The following is a 23,427-nucleotide window of genomic DNA, read 5'->3' as shown; positions in this document are numbered from 1 at the left end:
CAAAGTGGCGGGGCGACGAACAGAAACTGGGTATGAGGTGTGAAGCACTCGGGGCGAGCTGGCACGTGGCAGCAAGGCTCCTTGGTTCGAGATTACCGACGATTTGCCTCAATTCGCTGGTAATGACTGAGGCAGTGATAACAGGCCGCGTTAGACGGAGCCGGCGGCGGTGTCTTGGCACTCCATAGCTTTGGCTCCCGTCGTCGTTAGGGCAGAATCACCAGGTGATTGGGCAGCTCGTTGCGCTCGTGGGTAGCGGGTATGTGCTCTTTCAGGAGCTTGCCGCAGCTGGCAATGCAGTCAAGAAACCCTTGCCGCGTCTGGCCCTGGTGCACCTTGGCGGTGAAGTCCGCCACGATGTCTTCCCACACCGTGTTGTCCAGAATGTCGGCAATGCCCTGATCCACCAGAATCTCCACATAGCGCTCCGCCTCCGAGACGAAGATCAGCATGCCAGTGTCGCCTTCGGTATGGTGCAGGTTCTGCTCCAGAAACTGCCGGCGCGCCAGGTTGGAGGCCCTCCAGTAACGCACCTGCCGGGGAATCAGGCGAGTGTTGATGCCGGGCACCCGAAACAGCAGGCTGAGCAGGATGAACGTACCCCACTGCACCAGCATCAGCATGTCGGCACCGAGCCAGCTGCCGAAGTAATTGGCAATGCCGGGCACCAGCAACGCCAGGATGCCGGCCCAGAGCAGGGGAATATAGCTGTAGTTATCTGACTGGGCCGTCAGTACCGTGACCAGTTCGGCGTCGGTTTCCCGCTCCACCTCGTTAATGGCAGCAGTAACGGCTTCCTGATCGCTTTTGCTTAATAATGTCATGATTCTTTCAGTCTCATTGTCAAGTGAGGGGTTCAGCGCGCTTGTCTATCAATGCGGAGCTACCAGCCACCAGAGGCACCGCCGCCGCCGAAGCCGCCTCCACCGCCGCCAAAGCCACCACCACCGAAGCCGCCGCCACGGCCGCCCATGGCACCACCCAGCAGAGCCGCTCCTAACAGGGCTGCGCCACCGCGCCCGCCACGGCCACCGCGACTGCCGATAAAGAACACCACGGCCATCATGATGAAGAAGAACAGCGCGACCATGCCTGCGTTGGGCTTCTCCTGGGCGACACCTGTTTTCTGGCCCTGGGGAACTGCCATCGGTTCACCGCCGAGAACCTGGATCATCGCGGCGGCGCCGTTGAAGATGCCGGCCTGGAAATCCCCCTGACGGAACGCCGGGGTAATAATGCGATTGATGATCACCGAAGAGTCAGCATCAGTGAGCCGGCCTTCAAGGCCATAGCCCACCTCAATGCGGATTTTGCGTTCTTCCTTGGCCACAATCAGCAGGGCGCCGTTATCCTCGCCCTCCTGACCGATACCCCAGTGCCTGCCCAACTGGTAACCGAAATCCTCAATGGGAAAGCCCTGAAGGTTCGGCAGCGTAACCACCACAACCTGTTCAGTGCTGGCCTGCTCGTGGGCCTGAAGCATCTTGCCAAGGCGGGCTTCGACCTCAGGAGAAAGCATCTCCCCCTGATCGACGACCCGGCCGGTCAGTTCGGGAAACTCGGGCGTTGACTGTGCCCATACAGCAGCCGGAAGCAACACCAGTAACGCTAACAGCATGCTTTTGTGGAACTGTGCAATCATCAGAATTCCACCGCGGGCGCTTCATCCGCATTTTCCGTAGTGGCTTCAAAGTTGGCGCGGGGCTCCAGATCGCTGTAAAGGATGCTGTGCCAGATCTTGCCCGGGAAGGTGCGCAGTTCGGTGTTGTAGCGCTCCACCGCCTGAATGAAATCCCGCCGCGCGACTGCAATACGGTTCTCCGTACCTTCAAGCTGTGACTGTAAGGCAAGGAAGTTCTGATTCGACTTCAGGTCCGGATAACGCTCAGACACCGCCATCAGCCGGCTCAGTGCGCTGCTCAGCTCACCCTGGGCCTGCTGGAACTGCTGCAGCTTCTGGGGATTGTTGAGAATGCTCTCGTCTACCTGGATGGACGTGGCCTTGGAGCGCGCCTCAATGACTGCTGTCAGGGTTTCCTGCTCCTGAGCCGCGAAGCCCTTGACGGTTTCCACCAGGTTGGGAATCAGATCCGCCCGGCGCTGGTACTGGTTTTCCACCTGGGACCAGGCAGAGGTGACTTTCTCATCGTAAGTGGGAATGTTGTTGATCCCACAGCCACTGAGTAACAGAACCAGTGCCATCAGCGGTGCCAACTGCCAGACAGTCCGCTGTTGAAACGGTTTATGAAGGATTCCCATAGTGCTTTTCCCGGTGGTGAATGCATGAAAAAGGGAAGATGCCGTGCCATCAGGCCGAGGCATCGAACTACCTCCTAATTGGGGACAGGGCCAGTGTTTTCAAGGTGGCAAGCGTATTCCAGACCCGCACCCTTTTTGGCACATGACTGTTCCTGGGCGCCAAGAATCCGAAGGCCCCGGTACCGGACCACACCTCCGCAACACGACGGTATGCCGGAGTTATACGAACGCGTTCGCAAAACTCCGAAACATCGCATGAGAAATGAAGGTAACTATCTGATAGGGTTGAAAGTTGGAACACGAAGGGCGGAGTTATACGCCCATGGCCAGGAGCAGGAGTGGCTCAGGAACGGGCGTATAACTCCGGCGGTAGCCGTGGTAATTGGTGCTCAAGGCGCTCTTTTTACTGAAGAATTGATCTATTGTTCGGGATAATTTGAGCGGAGTTTTACGAACGGGGGATATACGAACGCGTTCGTATAATTAGCTGTTAAAGCGGTGGGTGAGGGTGCAAAGGTTTTCTTGCCGTTTCACCGTAGGTTAGCGGTATACCACTGTATAAGTAAACAGTATCATTTTGCATCTGGGATCGTGTGCAAGAAAACAAATAATGCGGATCGCCGTTGAGCGCTCTCCCTGCTACCCTCAAGAGCCGGAGCAGACGGATAAGTCGCGGCTTGATCCGTCTGCTCCGGCTCTTGAGGGAAAGCCGATCAATCCGCGATCGTGGTCGCCTTTGTTCCGTGCCTTCTCGTCTTGGTTGCCCGCGCTGACCATTGGCCTGATACCTTTCCAGGGTTGTCTTCCGGGTATGGAGTGGCCTGTGACTAAGAGCAATATGACAGTCTTTCTGGACGTTCCGTTTAACAACACGTTGCACGCGACCTGCGCTTCGCTCCGGCACGTGAACATGTATCGTTAAATGAAAAAAGGAATCCATGAGTAAGCCGCACCAGAGAGTTGGCTCAGTCTCAAATGCTCACGTGGGCAGAGATTTCGAAAATGTCGCACTCAAGGTGTTTGCGGGAATTGGGCTGAATCTAGAGAAGAATTTTAAGGTCCCGGTCGGCTTGCATGGTACCTCCAAACTGCATGCGTTTGATTTAGGTTGCGAAGAACAAAAGATCCTCGTCGAGTGTAAATCGCATAAATGGACTGCCCCGAACGATAACGTTCCAAGTGCCAAACTCACTGTCTGGAATGAAGCGATGTACTATTTTCTCGTCGCTCCACCAGGGTTTCGAAAAATTCTTTTCGTCCTCAGAGATTTGAGCGAAAGGCGGCAAGAAACACTGGCTGAGTACTACATTCGAACATATCGTCACTTGATACCAAGGGACGTTGAGATCTGGGAGTTCGATGAGAACAGTGGGGAAGTGATCGAGCGATCATTTAACCAGTAAATCAAGCCGACCGTTTTGCGCTGGTGCTCCAAACGGCCGCTTATTCAAGGCGTTGAGGCTGTAGAAAAACCCCGAAAATCCCCTCCCGGTTTGGTAGGATCAGGCAAACAGACAAGGAGCCGTCGGAATGCCCCGCTTCAAGCACTACAACTACGATCAGGACGCCATGGTCGTGATCAACTACCAGGAACAGCTTCAGCCCGGCACCTTTGAACACGCGGTTCATTACCTGATTGAACACAAGCTGGACCTGTCAGTTTTCCACCCCAAGTACCGCAACGAAGACACCGGCCGCTTGGCCTACGATCCAGCCATCCTGCTGAAGATCATTCTGTTCGCCTATTCAAAGGGCATCACGTCCAGCCGGGAGATCCAGTGGTGCTGCGAGACCAACATTATCTTCAAGGCGTTGTCCTGCGATACCGTCCCGCACTTCACCACGCTGGCCAAGTTCGTCAGCAGCCATGCCGATGAAATCGAAGAGCTGTTCGAGCAAGTCTTGCTGGTGTGCCACGAACAGGGCCTGTTGGGTAACGAGCTGTTTGCGATCGACGGCTGCAAGATGTCCTCGAATGCCGCCAAGGAATGGTCGGGCACCTTCAAGGAGCTGGGTGAAAAGCGGGAGAAGTTGCGACGACTGATCCGCTACCACTTGAAGGAACACCACGAGCGGGACGAGGCAGAGACCGAAGCGGAACTGGACCGGGATATCCGCCGAGCCAAGACAGCTCTCTCCCTGGATGAGTCCCTGAAGAAAGTGGACCGCTTCCTAAAGACGAACCGCCCAAGGATGGGCCGGGGGAAGCGGAGCAAGGAAGTGAAGAGCAACATTACCGATAATGAAAGCGCCAAGATGACCACCAGCAAGGGCACGATCCAGGGCTATAACGGCGTGGCCACGGTGGACAAGAAACACCAGATCATCATCGACGCCCAGGCCTTTGGCGAAGGCCAGGAACACCACACCCTGCAACCGGTACTGGAGAGCGTGGAAGCCCGCTTCAGGAAGCTGGGTATCGCTGACAGCATTTATCAGCAAGGCACTGTGATCACGGCCGATACCGGCTTCGCCAACGAAGCGAACATGAAATACCTGCACGAACGGCAGATCAACGGCTACGTGCCCGACAACAAATTCCGCAGCCGCGACCCCAAGTTCGCGCAGCAGAAAGATAAGTACGGCAAGCGGCATCAACGCCCATCCGCCTCAACCTGGAAACAGGTGATTCCGGCCAGTGAGTTCCAGTTCGATCCGGTCACTATGACGTGCATCTGTCCGGCAGGAAAAGCTCTGCATTATGAGGGAACGAGAACGGACCAGGCCGGTGTCCCTCGGGCTCATTTCCAGGGTCGACTGCTTCAGTGCCGACACTGCCCGAAGAAGCATCAATGTATGCAGAACCCGGAGTCTGCCGATCACCGCAAAGGCAAAGGGCGGCAAGTCTCCTATACCCTGGAGCTGAAGCGCGGGCCTACCTACACCGACTGGATGAAGCAACGCGTCGACAGCCAGCAGGGTAAAGAGGTCTACAGTCATCGGATGTCGGTGGTGGAGCCGGTGTTCGGTAACATCGGGACCAACAAAGGGCTCAACCGCTTCAGCTTGCGAGGCCGGAAAAAGGTACAGGGCCAGTGGCAGCTATACTGCCTCGTACACAATATTGAGAAGTTGGCGAATTACGGACAGTTGGCAGCGTGAGGAAGGGCCGGGAAGGCCGAAAATATGGCCGTTGGACCTCAGACATACCGGCGCTGAAACCATCAAAGGGCTGCAATGGATGGCTAAGCACTGGAATCGCGATAATCGGCCGCTGATGGCCACGACAGAAATTTCAGGAATCAGGCGGTAGGAACGGCTCGGAATCGGGTTTTTCTACAGCCTCGTTATGTGTGCACCGCGGTCAAACATCAGGTTGCTTTTGAATGAGAGTAGATCTCGAATATTTAAAGGGCTTTCTCGATGTGGTTCTGGATAGCGAACATCCAGACTTTCGCATCGACCATGACGACATAAAGCCTCTCTGGGAAGACGATGAGAAACTCAAGAAGCTTGTTTTCCATATGGAAATTCTGAGCGATCAAGGCCTAATTGAAAGCTCAACAGATTCACCCGGTATCGGTTTTCGCCGAATGGGTACGGGTGGATTTAACGTAAGTTTAAAACCGCTGAGGCTGACAGCCAAAGGCCATCAATTCGCAGCGGACCTTTCCAAGCCGGGAGTGTTTGGTCAATTGAAAAGTTCTTTTAGGGATGCCGGGCCAAGTGAAACTGTAAAAGTAGTGTTTGCTCTGGGCAAAAAGGCACTTGAGAAGAAGTTGGATGATCTGCTGGAGTAGGGTCTGAATTCACCACATAACCCATATGAGCCTTCTCGGAATCAATAGGCAATAGTCATTTTTTTGGCCGCGCCAGCGGCCAACCTAAACCCATGAGCGAGAACGCCTTCTTCGCTAGTCTCGTCGAGCTGTCAGGCACTTACAGCAAACACATATAGGGGCTCTCTTACGCGGCTTTGGACCACAGCCTGACCGGTCGTTCCTTCGGTGGGTCAGGGGCACCAGACACTCATCGGTTAACCGGTCACTGGCGCTATTCAAGCGTCGGGCTGCATGGCTCCAGTTAGTGTCAGGCTCAGGACCGGTGTAAGCGCACTGGCTCATGGTATTAAGGCACGCCCACGGGCTGGCTAATCAAGTCGCTTTGGCTTCAGCAACGGTGACAGAAAACCGCTTCGGTATCGGGTACCAGTCAGCGGACTTGCAGTCTTCGGTGTCATCCTTTCTGATCCAGTTAGGCGTCTTGCTCAGCCCGTGGCGTGACTAACCTTTCAGAAACCGTTGTTCATCGAACACCCTGTTGTCTTTGAGCATGAAGTACACCGCCCGGCCCAACTTGTGCGCCAGGGCGGAGAGGGCCTTGGGTTTGTTCATTCGCCTCTGGAGTTTTTCGACGTAGCGCTTGGCCTTGTCGTTATTACAGATAAACAGCACGGCTGCTTCCGAGAACGCCCACTTCAGATGGGCATTGCCGATCTTGTTGCCCTGAGTACCGTAAACCTTGCCTGCAGATTCTGCTTTGCACTTTACCAGGCGAGCGTAGGATGCGAACTTTTGAACCGATTCGAAGCTTTGAATATCACCGACTTCGTAGAGAATGGTCAGGGCCAGAATGCGACCTACTCCGGGAATGGTCTTCAGCACGTTGAGTGAAGCCGGATCGTGTTGTTTGGCTTGCTGCTCCAGATGCCATTCAAGCTTTTTGAGTTCGTGCTGATAACAGTCGACGATTGCCAGGTCCAGATCAATGTTGCGTTGAACGTCTGGATCGCTAAAAGCAGCGGTGAGCTGTGACCGGCCGCCAGGGTTATTGAGGTTGGCTTTACTGGGCGGAAGATTGTACTGGCCCAGAGTGTTCACCGCGTGGGCCTTGAGCATGGCCCCGTGCTGGACGATCCGGGTGCGTCGGCGCAGCAAGTCGCGGGTGGCCGGCATTTCCTTGGGATAGACGTAGGCCAATGGGAAATTGCCACCGCGCATGAGCATTGAGATCTTGAATGAATCGATGCGGTCGTTCTTGGTTTTGCCGCCTTGGATGGCCTTCATGTACAGCGCATGCCCGAGGATAAAGTTGATGCCGTGTTCTTCACACAGATCGGAGATCCAGTACCAGCAGTGCATGCATTCAACACCCACCACGAGATCATCGCGAAAGGGTTCGAGCAGGGCCAGTAAGGGCTCCGGATGTCCTTGTGTAGCAGCACTTCGCCCTGCTGGTCGAGGATGCAGACATAAAGGCTGCGGGCGTGCAGGTCGATTCCACAATAATGGCGGTGGGTGCTATGGTAAAAGTTCATTGAGTCTTCTCCCTTGTAGTGCTTGGTCGCCTTCCAGCTTAGCGGGCAACCGCTGGGCTGGGGAGAAGGCTCACTCAGTATCAATCGGCTTTACGGCGACCGGTTTTCCGCTGCTTCGTATCTCCAATCCGGCGCGTGAGCCGCGCGTTATACACGAGAAGGAACTCTGATGAGCCTGAAAAATCACTTTGAATTGCTAGCCAATTACAACCAGTGGATGAACTCAAAAGTTTATGAGGCTGTGGGAGAGCTCTCTGCAACAGATTTAACTAAAGACCGTGGGGCCTTTTTTGGCTCCATTCTGGGAACTCTCAATCACATCCTCGTTGGCGACATCATCTGGCTCAAACGATTTGCGGCCCATCCCTCCTGCCTGAACTCGTTGCGAGAGGTCGCTGGTCTTCAAAGTCCGACTCGCCTGGATCAGATAGTCTTTGAAGACCTTGATAGCTTATCTCGGCGCCGGATCTGGTTGGATCGCAAGATTATCAACTGGATAGCAGAGCTATCCGAAAGTGATCTGGATTTCGTTCTCAGCTACCACAACACCAAAGGGATTCCTGCTAACAAGCGATATTCGAGCCTAGTTCTTCATTTCTTTAACCATCAGACTCACCATCGTGGCCAAGTGTCTACGTTGCTATCACAGGCTGGCTTGGATATCGGGGTTACTGACCTGTTGGCTCAGATTCCGGAGGAGGCTCATGTATAACCAGGCCAGTCACGGCGACGTCTACTACATTGCGGCTTCGCCTTCATTCCGTAGCCGCGCGTGCTGAGCGGAGTTATCACACAGGGAGGTGAGTCAATGATTCAATCTGGTAGCTGCCTTTGCGGTGGCGTCCAATATGAAGTAGCCGGCGACCTTAGCGACGTTTACAACTGCCATTGCTCCATGTGCCGCAAGCTCCATGCGGCGGCTTTCCGAACCTGTGCAAAGGTACGAGTGGATGACTGGCGGACCGTCAGAGGCCAGGAGCTGCTAAAAACCTACGAGTCCTCGCCCGGAGAGTTCAAGGTTTTTTGCGCAAACTGCGGTTCAAGCATTCATACAAAATTCGATTCAAGACCGGAAGTCTATGCTCTTCCATTGGGCACCCTCGACACCGATCCAGGTGTACGCGCAGACCGCCATGTTTTCGTAGGCAGCAAAGCTCCGTGGTTCGAGATTACAGACGATTTGCCTCAATTTATTGAGAATGACTGAGGCAGTGATAACAAGCCGCGTAAGGCGGACGTGGACTTCCCCCGGTGCGCTCCACCTTTCTAAAGAAGACCAAGGCCAACTTATCCAACAGCTGGTATTGAACCTGGAGTCTCCGTCAGAAGAGGAACTCAGGTCCGATTGGTTGCCTGAGGCCCGACGCAGAGGCAAAGAGCTTGATGATGGCACAGTTCAGGCTGTGTCTGGTAAGGATGTCACGAGGAAGGCTAGAGCGCTCATCAAATGAACTATTCTTTTCAACCCGGCACCTTTGAACACGCCTAATGTACTCAACGAGTAAAAAAGGATGTTTGTCGCAGTTTATGAATTAGAAGTCAGTGATGACTATTTGCAGGCCGACTTGGCGTCAGAGTGCTAACTGGCGACGGACGGCGGGCGCGAGAGATGCGCATGCTAGAATGCCCGCCTGCATTTGCCATCACCGGAGAAAAACGATATGAACACGGCTTCCGCACCTTATCCAATCGGTACGTCCGGCGTTCCCTGGGGCGACGTGGAACGCGCCGAGTGGTTGTCACGACAGAACCGTCAACGCAGCTACGAGTCTGAGGTGTTGAGTGCGATCGAGCGCCTGCGCTCGCGCTTTGATTTGGAAGAGTATGGCTGTCTGGATTACGGCCCGGATTATTATCCGTTGATGGCGATTCGCAGCCGCGACTGGAATGACGATCTGCCGGTGGTGCTGGTAACGGGCGGGGTTCACGGTTACGAGACCAGCGGTGTTCATGGCGCGCTGCAGTTCGTTGATCAGCATGCGGCGGATTACGCGGGCCGCGTCAATCTTTTGGTCGCGCCCTGTGTCAGCCCCTGGGCATACGAGCGTATCCATCGCTGGAACCCGAACGCGATCGACCCGAACCGCTCGTTCCACGAGGGCAGTCCGGCTGAGGAGTCGGCCGCTCTTATGCGATTGGTGGCGCCTGTTCGTGATCGTGCGCTGATTCATGTCGATCTTCACGAAACCACCGATACCGACGAGACTGACTTTCGTCCGGCGCTGGCTGCTCGCGACGGAAAGCCGTTTGAGCCCGCGGGGATTCCCGATGGTTTCTACGTAGTCGATGACAGCGAGAACCCGCAGCCTGATTTCCAGCAGGCATTGATCAAGGCGGTGGAGCAGGTGACGCATATCGCACCGGCCGATGACAGCGGCGAGATATTCGGTTCACCGGTGGTGGCTCAGGGCGTCATCGAGTATCCGCTCACGCAGTGGGGTCTGTGCGCTGGTATTACCCGCGCTCCCTACCGGACCACTACCGAGGTTTATCCCGATAGCTCCCGTGTAACCCCCGAGCAATGCAATGCTGCGCAGGCTGCCGCGGTGTGTGCAGCGATCGACTATGCGCTGGCGCACCAGTAGCTAAAACTAAGCCAGACTTTCACTTGTGCCCAACCTACGGCAAGCATCAACGTCTGCAAAGGCTTTGGGGCTTGTCGACGCCGAGCGTATCCAGCGTGTCAACGCTGTGTTCAAAGCCTGTTAAAGGCGCGATGGAAATAACTGCATTGTGGGTTGCCAGCAGGATGGGCTGACGGAGTTGGCCATTCCAGGTTCGAAAACTGCCTCGAACGCCTTTGTAGATGTCCATGGCAAACCCTTGCGAACGAAGATGGTCTGCGACGGCCTTTGGGTCGGCGGCACGCAGTTCCGTGACCGCAGTGACAACGGCACGTACGGCGGCCCAGGCGGCAAAATCTTCGGAGCTCATATCACGTTCGTGTTCGCGCCGGAAACGCTGATTGAGTTGGGGCGCACCGTAGCGTTCAAGCGTCCAGTGCCATGCGTGAGCCGATAAACCTTCCGAACCGACGATCGGGCGTGGTGACTGGGTCGCATAAGGCACATACCGGCCGAATTCTCCCTCACTATCGATCAGCCAGACAACGTCATGGGTCACGCCCCCGGTCAGCAGCGCAATGTTGCTCAGGTCCCGCTGGCGCGGATCGTTTGTGAGTTTGAATTCGCGCTGAGCGACGATGTTGAGCCCGAACTTGGTCGCTGACTGACGGACAGCCTCTGCCTTTAAACGGTTTTCGTCGCCACTACCACTGAGCAGTAAAATTTTCTGCCACCCGTGGAATTTCAGGTGCTGTGCCAGAGCATCACCGAGCATGGCGTGGGAGGGCAGGGTGTGTAAAAGTGCCGGCGCACAATCTTCGGCACGCCACCGCGCTTCGCGGTGGCGTATATTGAACAACAGGCCTTCACCGCCTTCAGACTCTACGACAGCCGCCATTGCCTCTGCCGGAAGATCCAGGATTACGGCCAGGGCTCCACTCTCACGTGCTTCCCGCACGGCCGTTACCGGGGACTGGTCCGGGGCCATCAGGATGACGTCCAGTGCAAAGGACAAACCCAGTGCGCGTTCAAGAATCCGGGTACCTCGAAGCGCCACCTGTGCCGCGTCTACGGGTCTCTTGCGGTCACGCAGGGACAAACCGGTATAGACGGTTTGTGGCTCATAAAAGCCATCGTTCGCCATGCCGAGATAAACAATGCGGGCCGGCTCGCTGGCAGACGCGAAAGGAATGTTCAGCAGCACGACAACCAGAAGCAGTCTACTGATCATCGACCAGAACCCCATAAGGTACGCGCCCTACCGGCACCGTTTTCAGGGGCTTGAGACTGTCAGTGTCGATGACGGTGACGTCGTCCGACAGGCCGTTAGCCACATACAGGGTTTTTTCGTCAGCCGTCAGGCCCAGACCCCAGGCCCGGTTTCCCACCAGCACGTACTCAATCACCTTGCGATTGGGCACATCGATGACCGCTACATGGTTGGCACGTCCAAGCGCAGCATAGGCCCTGGTTCCATCTGCGGTCATGCGCAAATCCACGGGTGTGACCTGGTCGGGCCGAAACCCGGTGGGGAGGAAGCGGATGTCTGCAACCAGCTTGAGCGTCTTTACATCGATAATGTTCACCATCCCTGCCAGTTCAGCGGACACCCATAACTCCTTGCCATCGGGCGTAAGCGCAAAGCGCCGGGGCCGGGTATCCACCAGTATGTCAGCAATGACTTCGTCGGCTTCCAGGTCGATGACATGCACAAGATTCGCGGCTTCCGAGGCGACGAAAACTAGGCGGCCATCGGGGGTGACCTGAACACCTTCCGGCTCTTCGCCCGTTTCATATTCTGCCAGGAGTTCGCCGGTCTGGACGTCATAGACGGTTGCCAGAGCGTCTTCTTCGTTTGAGACGATCAGGCGACGGCCGTCCGGGTGAAGATCAAAGGTTTCCGGAGCGGAGACACCTCGAATCCGGCGCAAGAGCCTGCGGGATTCCGTACTGTAGATTGCGATCATGTCATCGTCGGCGCAGGCCACGAAAAACTCCGACCGGTCAGCGCTGAAATGCATACCTCTCGGGCGGGCACAAACCGGAATTTCTCTTACTACTTCAGCATCAGGCGACAGAATCGTAAGGCTATTGCCGCGTTCATTGGCAACGATCGCGTCCCCGGTTTTGGCAGCGAGTGGCGGGCTCAATAAGATGGTAGCGACCAGGAATGTTCGTGCCAGGCACTTCATTGAAACTCCTTTGATGCGGCGTAAAAGCGCGACGCTAATAGTGGAAGTATCGGCTCGGCCTAAAAACGTCGCCCTTGCGCTCTTTCGATATAACGATCGCTGGCTGCGGCCTGTGGTTGAACTAGTATCAATCATGCTAGAACAAAAAAAACGACTGGCCAACGCTCTTTCACGAAAGGAGTCAAAAGATGATCGTTAACAGACTCACTGCAACCGTGGTAATGCTCACGCTTGCAGGCCTTTTTCAGGCAACTGCGCAGGCGCAGGAAGAAACCTCCGACAGTTCATACTACGGCGACCTTCGAAACGTCGACCAACGCATGCTTACTCGCGCCGCCGGCGACGGCAACAACTTCCTTCACACCAATGGCAATTACGAGCAGACCCGGTACTACCCGGCGAGCCAGATCAACACCGAAAACGTTGACAAGCTACGTCCGGCCTGGATATTCCAGACCGAAGTCGTGGCTTCGCTGGAAACCTCGCCCATCGTGGTCAATGGCATCATGTACGTGACCACTTCCTTTAACCATGTCTATGCGCTTAACGCACGGACCGGTGAGGAAATCTGGCACTACAAGCACGACATGGGGCCGATCACCACGTATTGCTGCGGCCCTAACAACCGCGGCGTAGCCGTCCATGGCAATAAGGTATTCATGGGCACGCTGGATGCACAACTTGTTGCACTTGATGCCAGAACCGGCAAACAGGTCTGGTCGACCCAGATCGCCGATCCGGAGTTTGGTTATTCCGAAACCATGGCGCCCTCCGTCGTGAACGGAAAAGTGCTGATCGGTACCAACGGCGGCGAATACGGCATTCGTGGCTTCGTTAAGGCTTTTGACACCGAAACCGGCGAGCTGCTCTGGACGTTCAATACGACTGCAGAAGACTCGGTTGGTGTATGGGCGACACACGACGCCACTGGCCGCGACATGCATCGCGATATCGAAGCGGAAAAGGCGGCCCTTAAAGAACTGGGCGACCCGTATGAGACGCTGGGTGGCGGCGTATGGCAGAACCCCGCGGTAGACCTTGAAACCAACACAGTCTACTTCGTGGTTGGCAACCCCTCCCCGGATCTGGACGGTTCCCTGCGTCCTGGCGACAACCTCTACACGGACAGCCTGGTCGCGGTGAATCTGGACACCGGCGAATATGTCTGTCACTTCCAGTACATCCCGCACGATGTCTGGGATCTGGACTCGGTATCACCGCCAATCATCACAACGGTGAAGGACGCCAACGGCAAGGATGTCAAAGGTATCCTGCACGGCGGAAAAACCGGTCACGTGTACGTTAATAAGGCGAGTGATTGCTCGATGATCCGATTCTCGGAGGCCATGGTTCCACAAGAGGATATGTGGACACTTCCGACAGCAGACGGTGCGCGTATGCTGCCCGGCGCCAACGGCGGCGTTGAATGGTCACCCATGGCGATCGACCCTACCGAGCGTCTGAGCTATGCGATCAACCTGCATCAGCCCATGACCTACACCGTACGCTCAACGCCTTATCCTGAGGGCAAGCTGTGGCTTGGCGGCTCCTTTGACGTCATCCCTGACGAACAGCAGTGGGGCAATGTCACTGCGGTAGATTACGACACCGGCAAGATCTCCTGGCAGGTCCGTACCGCCCAGCCGATGATCGGCGGCGTTCTGGCCACAGCCGGTGGGCTGCTGTTCACGGGTGAGGGCAATGGGCTGTTCAAGGCCTATGACTCAAAGAATGGCTCAGAACTGTGGCGCTTCCAGGCCGGCGCCGGTGTAAATGCGCCTCCTTCCAGCTACACAGTGGAAGGCAAGCAATACATTGTTGTGGGCGCTGGCGGTAACGCTCAGCTGAACTATAAGCGCGGCAACAACATCATTGCTTTTACGTTGGCCGACTGACCAACCGTCATGCAAAACCAGGAGTGGGCCATGTGCCCACTCTTTTTTCTGACAGGAAAAGCCTTTATGAAAATTGCTTTCGTTCTACTTGCGGCGCTCCTGGCAACAGGGGCTGTCCATGCAGAAGCAGAGTTTGATGTCGAGGCGGCAGCCGGCCAGTGTGCGGCCTGTCACGGTGCTGAAGGGGTGCCGTCAGATCCGGCAATCCCGATCATTCATGGCCAGGAGTTTTTCTACCTGTACACCCAGCTCAAGGATTACGCTGCAGAGCGACGCGCAAACGACATCATGAGCCCCATGGCTGCACAGTTTGAACGTAGCCAGATGAAGGCGCTGGCCCAGTATTTTTCAGAGAAGTCATGGCCCATGATTCAGACCGAGGCTCAGGAGGGTGATGCTCAATTGGCACAGCGAGCTATGTCCCGCGGCCAATGCAGTGCCTGTCACGGCGAATGGCAGGGCGATAGTCGGATTCCACGTGCAGCCGGACAACAGCCTGGCTACCTTGAGCAAACGATGAAGGATCTCAAGAACGAGGTTCGACTCAACGCGGCCGCCAAGATAAGCGTCATGAAAAAGGTTGAGGATGAAGAGATCGAAGCGCTTGCCCGTTATCTTGGCGATCTTTGAGACAGGCACCCGCATGAACGGGTGTTACCGGGCCAGGAGCGCGCGTAGTTCATCATTGGTGGCGAGGTCATAGGCGCTTTTGCCGGATCGATCTTTCCTGGCCGTTTTCGCCCCTTTGTCGATAAGAAAACGGGCCATCCGGGTATGCCCCCGGCTTGCGGCAATCATCAGGGCGTCGCGGCCCCGGTTGTCCACGCGTGAAATGTCAGCTCCAGCCTCCAGCAGCAGGCCAGCGGTTTCGATTGCCACCAATCGCGGCGCATCATTGGCATGGCCTGCGGCCCACATTAAAGGAGTCAGATCGTTGCCCCAGACGCCATCTGCATCGGCGCCCGCCGCCAGCAGCTGCGACACAATCCGGGTATCGGCCTTGCCCGCAGCATAGATCAGCGCCACCTTTCCGCTTTCGTCCGGTCTGTCCGGTTCCGCGCCCGCATCAAGCAACAGGCTGACCATCCGCGAGTCACCGTTAAAAGCAGCGGCAGCCAGTGCTGTCACGCCCTTTTTGTTTTGGACGTTCACGTCTGCGCCGGCCTCAAGCAGGTATTTTACCATCCGGGTTCGGCGCGCCTCGGCGGCCAATAAAAGAGGTGTCGCGCCGGAAAGATCCCGGTGATGAATGTCGGCCCCTGCCGAAATCAGCAAGGACGCCACGTCGATGGCCCCCCGTTTCGCGGCGACTGAAAGGGCTGACTCCCCGTTTCGATTGCGCGCCTCCACCGAGGCGCCCCGGGCGAGCATCTCAGCGACAACCGCTTCGCATTTAACCTCGGCCCCCTGAAACAGGGCTTCATTCAAATGACGCCCCTCAAGGGCAGCGGCGGATTGCTCCAATCTCTGAACCAGGGCCTCGCAGACGAGGCTGGCGGGTTGGCCTGGCGCGGGCATGGGAACGGCCAGAGCTGAAACCAGCAACCACAGTTTTCGTTTATTCATTTAACAACAAACTCTCCACTGAACCCCTGGCGCTCCAGACCTTCAATGTAAAATGGATAAGTGCCGGGGCGGATAGTAACGAACCACACGTCCATTTGTCCGGATCGATCAAACTCGACCGCATGCAACCCCATCGGCTTCACTTCAAGGCCTTCAACAACCACCTGATCAATCCAGCTTTCCCGGAAAAAATCCGGCGCAAGCAACTTATACTCCTCAAGACCGTCGCTCTGGATACGCCAGCGGTAATAGACGCCTGCCTCCAGTTCGTATCGCTTGATTGAAAACCCATCGGCCGCGTTTAGCTCAAGAGGCTCCAGGCGCGTGGCACGGCGGGTAATATCATCTGCGGCAACCCATTGTGAAGCCAGCAAACAGACCAGGAGAGAGACGCAGAATGAGTATCTGAGTTTCATATTTGGTTCCATCAAACAGTCCTCGAATGAGCATAGTCCATGGGGATGGCCTTTTCCTCTGAGTTCAGACGAGGTCTTGAAAAATGGGTTCGCCTGTAGCTTTGACCGCATAGAACAGGCAGTCACTCTTCGCAATAATCGGGTTGGTGGTAATCATAAAGGCTTTGATGGCCTGGGCGGGGTAGATCTGGCCATCCCTGACTCGAAGCACCTGCTCCATGTTCTCGGTCCGGTTGTGGCTTATGGCTGTGAGTACGCTAAGGCCTTTTTTTCCAACCCATCCTAGCGGCTCATCCGGGGAAACGACCCCAAAATTGCGGTGTTCAATGTCTGGCGGAAACGTGAGGTCAGCCTGCCCGCTGGGCTCAAGGCGGTATTCTATGGTCGCTTCGGGCGCCAGCTCCACCCGAATCGGATTTCGCAGTACGGCAACGTCCCACTCCGCTTTTTCCAGCGACAGCACGTCGGGTCTGGAGGCATACCGAACGAGGCCCTCGTACGCCAGTTGATGAGCTTGGTCATCTTGGGCTCCACCACACTCGATGGTGACCGTGGGCACTTCCTGTTCAGAATATTCCATCAGTGCACCCAGCCGGAGATCCGTCATTATGAGGCGGTCGGTAAAGAGCGAGGTCAGCGCCTGATGCGCTGCGTCATTGGTGATGGTCACGGCGAAAGCCGGGCCCGTGCCTGAGGTGTTATGCACGTCCAGCAGGCATTCCGGTTCCTCTTTGCGAAGCTCTGCCAGCATGGCTTGTGCGATGGCACCTTCTTCCCCCTCGAAAGGCTCTTTGAAACACCGGTTGAGGTCGAGCCCGTCAGGCAGCTGGCGAAACGAGAACGCAGGTGGAATCTTCGCCGGATAGACTCCTCCGAGGAGAAACAGCATGTTGACCTCGGGTGTGTGCTGCTCCAGTAGCCACCGGTGAAGCGCAAACAGACCCGAGGGCTCATTGCCGTGTAGAAGCGTTGCCATGGCTCGGGTACGGGAGCGATCGCGACCGGCAACATGCACAACCGTGGGCTTTCTCAGCCCGTCCAGCCACTCAAGGGGTGAGCGGCCCAACGTTCGGGGCGACGGGTTATGCAGATAATCAAGAATGTTCGAGTTGCTCACGGTGACAGTGTCCATTCATGGAGCGGCCTATTTGTCTTCTGGTTGGCCATGTAAAGAGACAGCATACTTCGGAACGCCTCATCGGGACTCAGGGTTCTGAACAAGGACTCGGTGATGTGGCGCTGCCACCGGGCGCCCGACATGCCGGTTTCAATGCGGCCTTCGATGATTCCCAGGAGGCGGTGAATTTCCGTCTCGTCGACGGCTGTTCGTTTCAGTGCTTCCCGGGCACGGGGCAGCAGCTCACGGGCCACGGTCAACAGGGGCGTATCCTGCAACTGGACCTGATCCTTGTGTGGCCAGATGATTTCTGCGTCGATGCCATATTTGGCGGCGCGGTAGAAATTGTGTTCGGTGTAATGGAAGGGGAGTATCGACGTCAGATGACTGATGTCATCGAGCACCGCCAGCGCCGCCCCGATCACGAACAGTCCGTTCGCACACATATCAACGGCAGTGGGACCTGCCGGCATAGAGCGAATCTCGATGCGTAGATGACCTCCGTCTGTGTGATCAAAGATGGCCCGGTTCCAGGGCCATGTGGTTCCCTGGTGCAGGCGCAGCTCGGCCAGTTTCGGCACTTCCCCACGGTCGATCACGTCCATGGGATCTTCATCCGACATTACGGGAATAATAGGGGGATACAGTGATGCGGACGCAGCAAACAGTTCCCAGGCGTTGCGTGCCCAGCCGTTCCCGTAATAGACCCTTGGCGGGTGGCGCCAGGTTTTATGATTGGGTGATCGGCTGTCGATGGATTGCTTGAACAGGGCGATCCGGGTTTCGTCCCAAAGGTGGTGGCCGAACAGGCTGGGCGAATTGCTGGCCAGAGCCAGAGCAATCGGCGTGACCAGCTGGACCGCATTGAAATAATCGGCGAAACGGTGGGCGGGGACACGCCAGTGCAGCTGGAACGAAGTATTGGCCCCTTCCATGTAGACGTCGTCTGCCTCCAGATCTATGACATCGTTGCCACCAATATGGATGCTGAATGGCTGGCCCCGTTGCTTGAGCAGCGCGTTGGATAAAGCATGGTAGCGGGGTTCGTCTGTCATCGCCTCCGCCCCCATATCGGACTGGCGAAGTGTGGGCAGAATGCCTATCGGTACCAGTTCCCCACCTAGTGGCTTGGCGTGCTGGTTGATTCGCCTGATGGCAGCGAGCAGCTCTTGCTCTGTTCTGGCAAACGGATCTCCCCTGAAACCCTGGGGGCTGAGGTTGTATTCGAGATTGAAGCGGTTGAGCTCAACCGTCAGTTGGGGGTCCTGAACGCGGGCTGCGATTTCTTTGTTGATGGGTTGAACTAGCAGATCAGGGTTTACGATGTAGAACTCGACCTCGGCTCCAATGGAGCTCTCTCCCTCACCAAAGCCGGGCTGCTCCAGAAGACGAGTAAGTGCTGTAAGGTCCGTCCGGACCTTGGCAGCAAAACGTTCAAACTCTTCCGCCGTAAATTCCGATTTTTTGATCGACAGTCCCACGGTAACGTCTTCTTTAGCGCCAACTTACCTTGATAGTAGTGGAAGATGCGCCGGGCACCAGCCCAAGACCACTAAACCCTGGCAGTAAAGAGCCCTTCGGCTCACCTGTGAGCCGCTCCCGGTTTTGCCAGATAGGACCTCGACAGTGCATTCAGCTTCTCCTCTCTCAGCTTCCCAATCTCATCCCAGATCCGTTCCGAGAGGTCTGGGTGTGCCGCTTTGAACTGCCGGGAAAGCATCAGGTAGTAGGGTTTGGTTTTCAGGGGCGGGTCAATTCGGACGATGCCGGTCAGTTTGTCTGCGTTTATGTTCAACAGAAAATCCGCGGTTACTGACTGCAGGGCAACAGCGTCCACTCGTTTTGCGATCAGCAATTGCAGGCTTTGCATGGAACTGCGCACCTTCACCACAGAGACACCAAGTTTCTCCAGGTCAGACACAATGGAGTACCCCAGGGGAGCGCCAATCTCCAGGTTGGAAGTCCCGAAGGCCTCGCCGTTCCAGCGGAGGGCGGCGCCCGGCAAAGCGTAAAGGTGGTAGCTAATGGTTGTCAGGCGGCGGGAGGGATCAACCTGGTCATCTTTCCATGGGTACTCGCCAATGCGGGTGCGCCCTGAACTGTAGGAAGCATTAAATACTCCATCCACCTGGCCGGCTTCAAGCATGGCCAGGCATCGCTTCCAGGGAAACCGGCTGAATTTGATCCGCAAACCGGGTATGCGTTGCTCCAGTAGCTTGACCAACTCAACTGCGGCACCGGGCTCCTCTAAAACCTGTTGGGTGTCACCCATGTAATAGGGGAACTGGGTTTTATCTTCATAGGCTACACGCAGCACAGTCTCTGCAACTGCCGGTTGGACCGTCCATAAAAGCAGGCAAATCGCCAGGGTCAAAGTGAGGTGAGACGGCAGACATGCTTTCATGGCAGGGCTCAAAAGTTTGGAAACACAACTCTAACTTAGTTGGCCGCCGGACAAAACCTGAGGATCAGTTTTGCATACGGATGTCGTCTTTCCAACGAAACCCCACGCCACCAGCTTGCCAGACGCCATCTTTATTGAATGGATGCGGGCCAGCCATATTGATGTACGTGGGTAAGCCAAAGTGGGGAGCTAACTCCTGCCTTGCTTTGATGGTGACACGATCCATTATTCTCAAGCCCTGCTGTTCGGCCGGCATGTGGGCTTCAGGTGAGGCTCTGTGAGCAACTGCCCAGTTATCAATGAAGAGCAGATCCCCATTGTCGTAGTGATAACGAATGCCGTATCCCTCTTCGAAAGAATTATTCAGCAGATCGTTATAGTCGTTAAAAAGCGCCTTCATTTCATGTTCATTCAGTAAACGAAATTTGTCGGCGGTGGCTGGTTGTTTCTGTAGTTCGTCGTTAGGTACACCGTCCTCAGGCAGTCTTTCGAGAATGGCACCGGTCATTCCCAAGTGAAGCCACACGCTCTTGCGCCCGGAAATGGGGTGCGTGTGTACGAGGGGGTGGGTGACGCTGTACGCCGAATTCACCGAAACAAGACGTTCCCAGAATTCCTGTTTTTCCTCTGGCAGCGCATCAAAGGCTCCCCCCTGATGGGCAAAGTGGGTACCGCCACCATGCTCGGGTGCACGCGCCATGTAATACGCCGAATGCGAAAACGTCGCGGCTTCAAAGCTGCCATCATTATGCCATTGGGGGCCAACGCCAAGGATTCCGTGGCGGCTGTCGTTCGAACAGCGAAAGATGTGTCTGTTCCTTTCGGGCGTCGCAGGATGGACGCCGTGGGTGGAATGGATTTCGCGGGCGCCCCACCACTTGCTGGCATTAATCAGCTCATCGGGTGAAAGATCCGGTTGATGCTTGAAGACGATAAAACCCCGATTCGCCATCTCTTTTTCCAAAGCTTCGATGACAGGCTCGGGCAGTCTGGTGCGAACATCCGCGCCATAGATCTCAACGCCGAGGGGATACAGTTGTTTGACTGTTAACCCTTCATGCTCGATCAGCGAAACACGGTGAGGGTCCAGCGGAGGTATGGTCGGTGCTGCACTGCCGCCGAATGTTTCTGATGTTTGTCCCATAGGTGAAGGCCACCTTGCTGGTTGATTTATAGACAGCCTAACCCAGTGAGTTTTTTGAACACAAACCTGCCTGATGGATTTGTTGCCGTTCACTTTGACATGGGGGGAGAGGAGAAAATCGGGCAGATTTTTGTTTGAGGCTTTGCAGTGTCACGCTTGTCGGGGTACGTCCAGGCGCACCTCAGGTGCGCTGATCCTCTTCTGCGCCACGCTTATTATCCCTGGCCGTAAAGCCCCAGCCGACGGCCGTGAGGAGTATCAATCCGGTGATGATCGGTGATACTTCACCATAGGTAACCACGGCCCCAATGACGGCTGCTACTGCGGCAACGGCGGACAGTTTCCAGGAGTAGCCGCTGGTTCCGGACTGTTTTTGGGGTACTTCTGTCATAAATGATCCTCTTGAGCGAACGCTGACAATAACAGGAATCGCTGAACAATTGGTTGCAGTTGTGTTTTGGCAGCAGGATTAGCCGTTTTCCCGTGTGCCCTCAGTGCGGCGGTGTCTCAGGTGATGCGGCCCAGCTGGCGTTGCCAAGCTCCATGATACGTGAAACTTCCTCATCCGGTATGGCCGATAGGTCTCCCAGCTCCAGGGTGTCGTAATGGAATGCATACAGGCGGGAGGTGAATTCTGCAATGGGCAGCGAGGCTTCGCCGCGAAATTCGCCGTGGCCCTGAGTGGAGCAGGTAATGCCCTGGCCCCAGTCCTGGCCGCTGTCGTTATTGGGGTTGAAGAAGTAAACCCGCATCTCGTTACTGGGGCTAAGCCCGACCCTCAGGATATTGATGGCGTGGCGGCCAACAAATCGGGCGGCGCTATCGGTCACGGCAATGCCGGCCGGCTGCGCGTGGATGACTGGCATGTGGCCATTGTAAAAAGGGTGATAGCTGGCATAGAAATGCCGGATGAAGCCTTCATAGTCGCGCACCTCGCCGGTATGGATATCCGCGACCACGCAGAACCCGTGGCTGACCCACCAGCCATAGAATTCCGGGTTGATCCAGCGGTGGGCGTCATCGTCCCGGTTTTCACAGCGGCGCCACATTTCCCCATAGAGGCGGTCCAGGTGAGGGATGAGGACCAGCGATACTGGGTCCACATTGACCGGTGTTTCTTTTACTAACCCGGCTTTCAGATCCCTGGAAGAGACTTCCTGCCCTTCGAATCGACTCAGCACTTCATTGTCCCGGGCTGCCCAGGTCAGAACCTGAAGCAGATAATCGGCCTCGTTGGCGGCCCAAACCGACAGGCCGATTGCTGACTGGCAGCTCGGGTTGTTGCCCTGGCCCACGCCCAGTGGCTGCCCCAGAAGGTTGAGGACACCGGCCAGCAGGAATACCCGGGGCGGCCGGGCAATGCCAAAGGCCAATTGAAGGGTGTGTGCGTTCTCTGCCGAGGGGCGGAGTTTGATTTGCCGCCACAGGGCCTGGGCCACGGATGGCGTGAACAGTGAACCTCGCTCCAGCATCATGGTAAGACCATAAACAGCCTGGCAGGTTTCCGGGTATATGGCTTCATCGATAAGGGTATGAACCAGCTCGGTGTAGCAGTAGAGATCATCCAGGCCGGTCATGGTCAGCCCCAGCGTGGCAGGTATCAGGTCGTCCCTGTCATTGCTGCGCAGGAACCGGAGCATGACCGCGTGGTAAGAGGATGCCAGGCCGGTGTCGTGCATGCTGCGGGCAAAGTGGGTGGCCTCTGTGTCGAGGGCTTTGTCGTCCATCTTCGCCAGTCGCTGCTCATAGATCTGCAGGCCCGGGTCCTCGACGCTGCCCGGTGTGGGCGCAAACAGCGCGTTGACCAGGCGGGTTGCGTTGGCGTTGCTGGGGGTTTCTATTTTGGGGTCATAGAGACACTTGGCGATCTGGCTGATCATTTCGCAGATGCTCTCGACCTGAACGGGGCCCTGGTCCAGCAGTCGCCAGACTTCCGCCACCAAACTGTCCAGCAGGCTTTCATAGCCAAGATGGGAAATCAGATACCGGTAGAGTTCCTGAACAATGATACCGAGCTGTTTCGGGCGTTCCCGGTCGGCTTCGGTGAGTTGCCCGGACAGCAGGTCCAGGTTCAACGCCATAACCTGGGTGAGAAAATAGCGTGCCTGTTCTGCAGAAATTCCGGGGTGGAAGTAATCACCCCGGCTGACGGCAAGCATGCGTAGCTCGCTGATGGCCTCTACGATGGTCGTCACAGCACCGGCCTGGCGCAGGGAATACTTGGCCAGCGCCGGCTGCAGGATGGCCGGTTGAGCCCAATCACTGGCACCGAAGATGCCGGCGGACTCCAGCGAGCGGACCCGCCGGTACAGGGCGTCAAAGCCGCCCGGCAAGGTCATCAGCATTCGGGCGCGCTCCAGCAGTCCCAGGCTGGAGGACTGAGGGTCGGCACGACGGGTGCGGGCAAAGTCGGCCAGCGCCATATCAAAATGCATCAATGCCGGCCCGAGCTCAGGGTTCTCGACTGGGCGCCTCATAGCTTCAACTCCAGGTTGTGTTGGGGCCGGCGCGGGTGTTGCTGGTCCGGCCAACGGTCTGACTGTAGTCGTCTTTGCCTATGGTGGCCAGAACTGCGGCGTGTATCCAGTCCCGTTATCCCTGATACAACTCTGG

At 56.3% G+C, this 23,427-nt stretch carries 22 protein-coding genes and 1 pseudogene; 9 read left to right on the top strand and 14 right to left on the bottom strand.

Translation table 11 applies throughout. The features are described from left to right. Positions 1-206: 206 nt before the first annotated feature. From BKP64_RS09410 to BKP64_RS09400, 3 genes are read right to left on the bottom strand one after another with little or no spacing between them, the layout of a single operon-like run. Entirely contained in the window at positions 207-824 is a 618-nt protein-coding gene (locus BKP64_RS09410) for a TPM domain-containing protein (protein WP_070968964.1), read from the bottom strand. Between the two features lie 59 nt (positions 825-883). Next, positions 884-1,642 carry a TPM domain-containing protein gene (locus BKP64_RS09405; protein ID WP_070968961.1) on the bottom strand — a complete coding sequence of 253 codons (759 nt, stop codon included), beginning with the start codon at positions 1,640-1,642 and terminating at the stop codon, positions 884-886. Beyond that, positions 1,642-2,259, bottom strand: a complete 618-nt coding sequence (locus BKP64_RS09400) for a LemA family protein (protein WP_052471955.1) — start codon at positions 2,257-2,259, stop codon at positions 1,642-1,644. Before BKP64_RS09400 ends, BKP64_RS09405 begins: the two co-directional genes overlap by 1 nt. Before the next feature lie 938 nt (positions 2,260-3,197). Here BKP64_RS09400 and BKP64_RS09390 point away from each other — a divergent pair. The 3 genes from BKP64_RS09390 to BKP64_RS09380 all read left to right on the top strand — a co-directional run bounded on the left by BKP64_RS09390 (position 3,198) and on the right by BKP64_RS09380 (position 5,999). After that, a complete protein-coding gene (locus BKP64_RS09390; RefSeq protein ID WP_070968958.1) occupies positions 3,198-3,662 on the top strand; it encodes a hypothetical protein in 465 nt (154 codons plus the stop codon). A gap of 127 nt (positions 3,663-3,789) precedes the next feature. Next, on the top strand, positions 3,790-5,361 hold the full coding sequence (locus tag BKP64_RS09385) for an IS1182 family transposase (RefSeq protein ID WP_070968956.1): 1,572 nt from the start codon (positions 3,790-3,792) through the stop codon (positions 5,359-5,361). 224 nt (positions 5,362-5,585) lie between these two features. Then, a complete protein-coding gene (locus tag BKP64_RS09380; RefSeq protein WP_070968953.1) occupies positions 5,586-5,999 on the top strand; it encodes a DUF2513 domain-containing protein in 414 nt (137 codons plus the stop codon). Positions 6,000-6,482: 483 nt separating this feature from the next. Here the strand turns inward: BKP64_RS09380 and BKP64_RS09375 are convergent. Continuing rightward, a pseudogene (locus BKP64_RS09375) lies at positions 6,483-7,516 on the bottom strand (IS110 family RNA-guided transposase). Positions 7,517-7,685: 169 nt separating this feature from the next. Between BKP64_RS09375 and BKP64_RS09370 the strand changes: the two are divergent. From BKP64_RS09370 to BKP64_RS09355, 4 genes are all read left to right on the top strand, one after another. Beyond that, positions 7,686-8,228, top strand: coding sequence for a DinB family protein (locus BKP64_RS09370; protein WP_070968950.1), 543 nt, complete (start codon positions 7,686-7,688; stop codon positions 8,226-8,228). A gap of 96 nt (positions 8,229-8,324) precedes the next feature. Further along, positions 8,325-8,723 (top strand): GFA family protein, encoded by a 399-nt coding sequence (locus tag BKP64_RS09365; RefSeq protein WP_070968947.1) that lies wholly within the window; start codon positions 8,325-8,327, stop codon positions 8,721-8,723. Further along, positions 8,716-8,967, top strand: coding sequence for an addiction module protein (locus tag BKP64_RS09360; RefSeq protein WP_070968944.1), 252 nt, complete (start codon positions 8,716-8,718; stop codon positions 8,965-8,967). The genes BKP64_RS09365 and BKP64_RS09360 overlap by 8 nt, the downstream gene beginning before the upstream one ends. Positions 8,968-9,177: 210 nt before the next feature. Continuing rightward, positions 9,178-10,101 (top strand): M14 family metallopeptidase, encoded by a 924-nt coding sequence (locus BKP64_RS09355; RefSeq protein WP_070968941.1) that lies wholly within the window; start codon positions 9,178-9,180, stop codon positions 10,099-10,101. Between the two features lie 46 nt (positions 10,102-10,147). Here BKP64_RS09355 and BKP64_RS09350 read toward each other — a convergent pair whose 3' ends face one another. Together BKP64_RS09350 and BKP64_RS09345 are read right to left on the bottom strand one after the other, a co-directional pair. After that, positions 10,148-11,311 (bottom strand): type 1 periplasmic-binding domain-containing protein, encoded by a 1,164-nt coding sequence (locus BKP64_RS09350; RefSeq protein WP_083329193.1) that lies wholly within the window; start codon positions 11,309-11,311, stop codon positions 10,148-10,150. Then, on the bottom strand, positions 11,301-12,272 hold the full coding sequence (locus tag BKP64_RS09345; protein ID WP_070968935.1) for a PQQ-dependent catabolism-associated beta-propeller protein: 972 nt from the start codon (positions 12,270-12,272) through the stop codon (positions 11,301-11,303). The genes BKP64_RS09350 and BKP64_RS09345 overlap by 11 nt, the downstream gene beginning before the upstream one ends. Before the next feature lie 188 nt (positions 12,273-12,460). On the opposite strand from BKP64_RS09345, the gene BKP64_RS09340 reads away from it, so the two are divergent. After that, complete coding sequence (locus tag BKP64_RS09340) at positions 12,461-14,167, top strand: pyrroloquinoline quinone-dependent dehydrogenase (protein ID WP_070968932.1); 1,707 nt, start codon at positions 12,461-12,463, stop codon at positions 14,165-14,167. A gap of 66 nt (positions 14,168-14,233) precedes the next feature. Further along, positions 14,234-14,797: a c-type cytochrome gene (locus BKP64_RS09335; RefSeq protein ID WP_157755418.1), complete on the top strand. Its 564-nt coding sequence runs from the start codon at positions 14,234-14,236 to the stop codon at positions 14,795-14,797. Between the two features lie 24 nt (positions 14,798-14,821). On the opposite strand, the gene BKP64_RS09330 is transcribed toward BKP64_RS09335, so the two are convergent. From BKP64_RS09330 to BKP64_RS09295, 8 genes are all read right to left on the bottom strand, one after another. Continuing rightward, entirely contained in the window at positions 14,822-15,733 is a 912-nt protein-coding gene (locus BKP64_RS09330) for an ankyrin repeat domain-containing protein (protein ID WP_070968926.1), read from the bottom strand. Next, on the bottom strand, positions 15,730-16,149 hold the full coding sequence (locus tag BKP64_RS09325) for a cupredoxin domain-containing protein (RefSeq protein WP_070968924.1): 420 nt from the start codon (positions 16,147-16,149) through the stop codon (positions 15,730-15,732). The genes BKP64_RS09330 and BKP64_RS09325 overlap by 4 nt, the downstream gene beginning before the upstream one ends. A gap of 64 nt (positions 16,150-16,213) precedes the next feature. Further along, positions 16,214-17,266 (bottom strand): M14 family metallopeptidase, encoded by a 1,053-nt coding sequence (locus tag BKP64_RS09320; RefSeq protein WP_227515556.1) that lies wholly within the window; start codon positions 17,264-17,266, stop codon positions 16,214-16,216. Continuing rightward, the gene (locus BKP64_RS09315) at positions 17,263-18,747 is read right to left on the bottom strand and encodes a glutamate-cysteine ligase family protein (RefSeq protein WP_070968918.1); all 1,485 of its coding nucleotides are present in this window, start codon (positions 18,745-18,747) and stop codon (positions 17,263-17,265) included. The genes BKP64_RS09320 and BKP64_RS09315 overlap by 4 nt, the downstream gene beginning before the upstream one ends. A gap of 101 nt (positions 18,748-18,848) precedes the next feature. Next, positions 18,849-19,670, bottom strand: coding sequence for a substrate-binding periplasmic protein (locus tag BKP64_RS09310; RefSeq protein WP_070968915.1), 822 nt, complete (start codon positions 19,668-19,670; stop codon positions 18,849-18,851). Positions 19,671-19,734: 64 nt separating this feature from the next. Beyond that, positions 19,735-20,814, bottom strand: a complete 1,080-nt coding sequence (locus tag BKP64_RS09305) for a TauD/TfdA dioxygenase family protein (protein ID WP_070968912.1) — start codon at positions 20,812-20,814, stop codon at positions 19,735-19,737. A 181-nt stretch (positions 20,815-20,995) separates the two neighbouring features. Continuing rightward, the gene (locus BKP64_RS09300; RefSeq protein ID WP_070968908.1) at positions 20,996-21,205 is read right to left on the bottom strand and encodes a hypothetical protein; all 210 of its coding nucleotides are present in this window, start codon (positions 21,203-21,205) and stop codon (positions 20,996-20,998) included. 100 nt (positions 21,206-21,305) lie between these two features. After that, positions 21,306-23,291, bottom strand: a complete 1,986-nt coding sequence (locus BKP64_RS09295; protein WP_070968905.1) for a hypothetical protein — start codon at positions 23,289-23,291, stop codon at positions 21,306-21,308. Positions 23,292-23,427 lie beyond the last annotated feature (136 nt).

Source organism: Marinobacter salinus (genome assembly GCF_001854125.1).
Taxonomy (GTDB): Bacteria; Pseudomonadota; Gammaproteobacteria; order Pseudomonadales; family Oleiphilaceae; genus Marinobacter; species Marinobacter salinus.
Note: the sequence above shows the minus strand (reverse complement) of the source record. Positions and strands in the feature narration are given on the sequence as shown.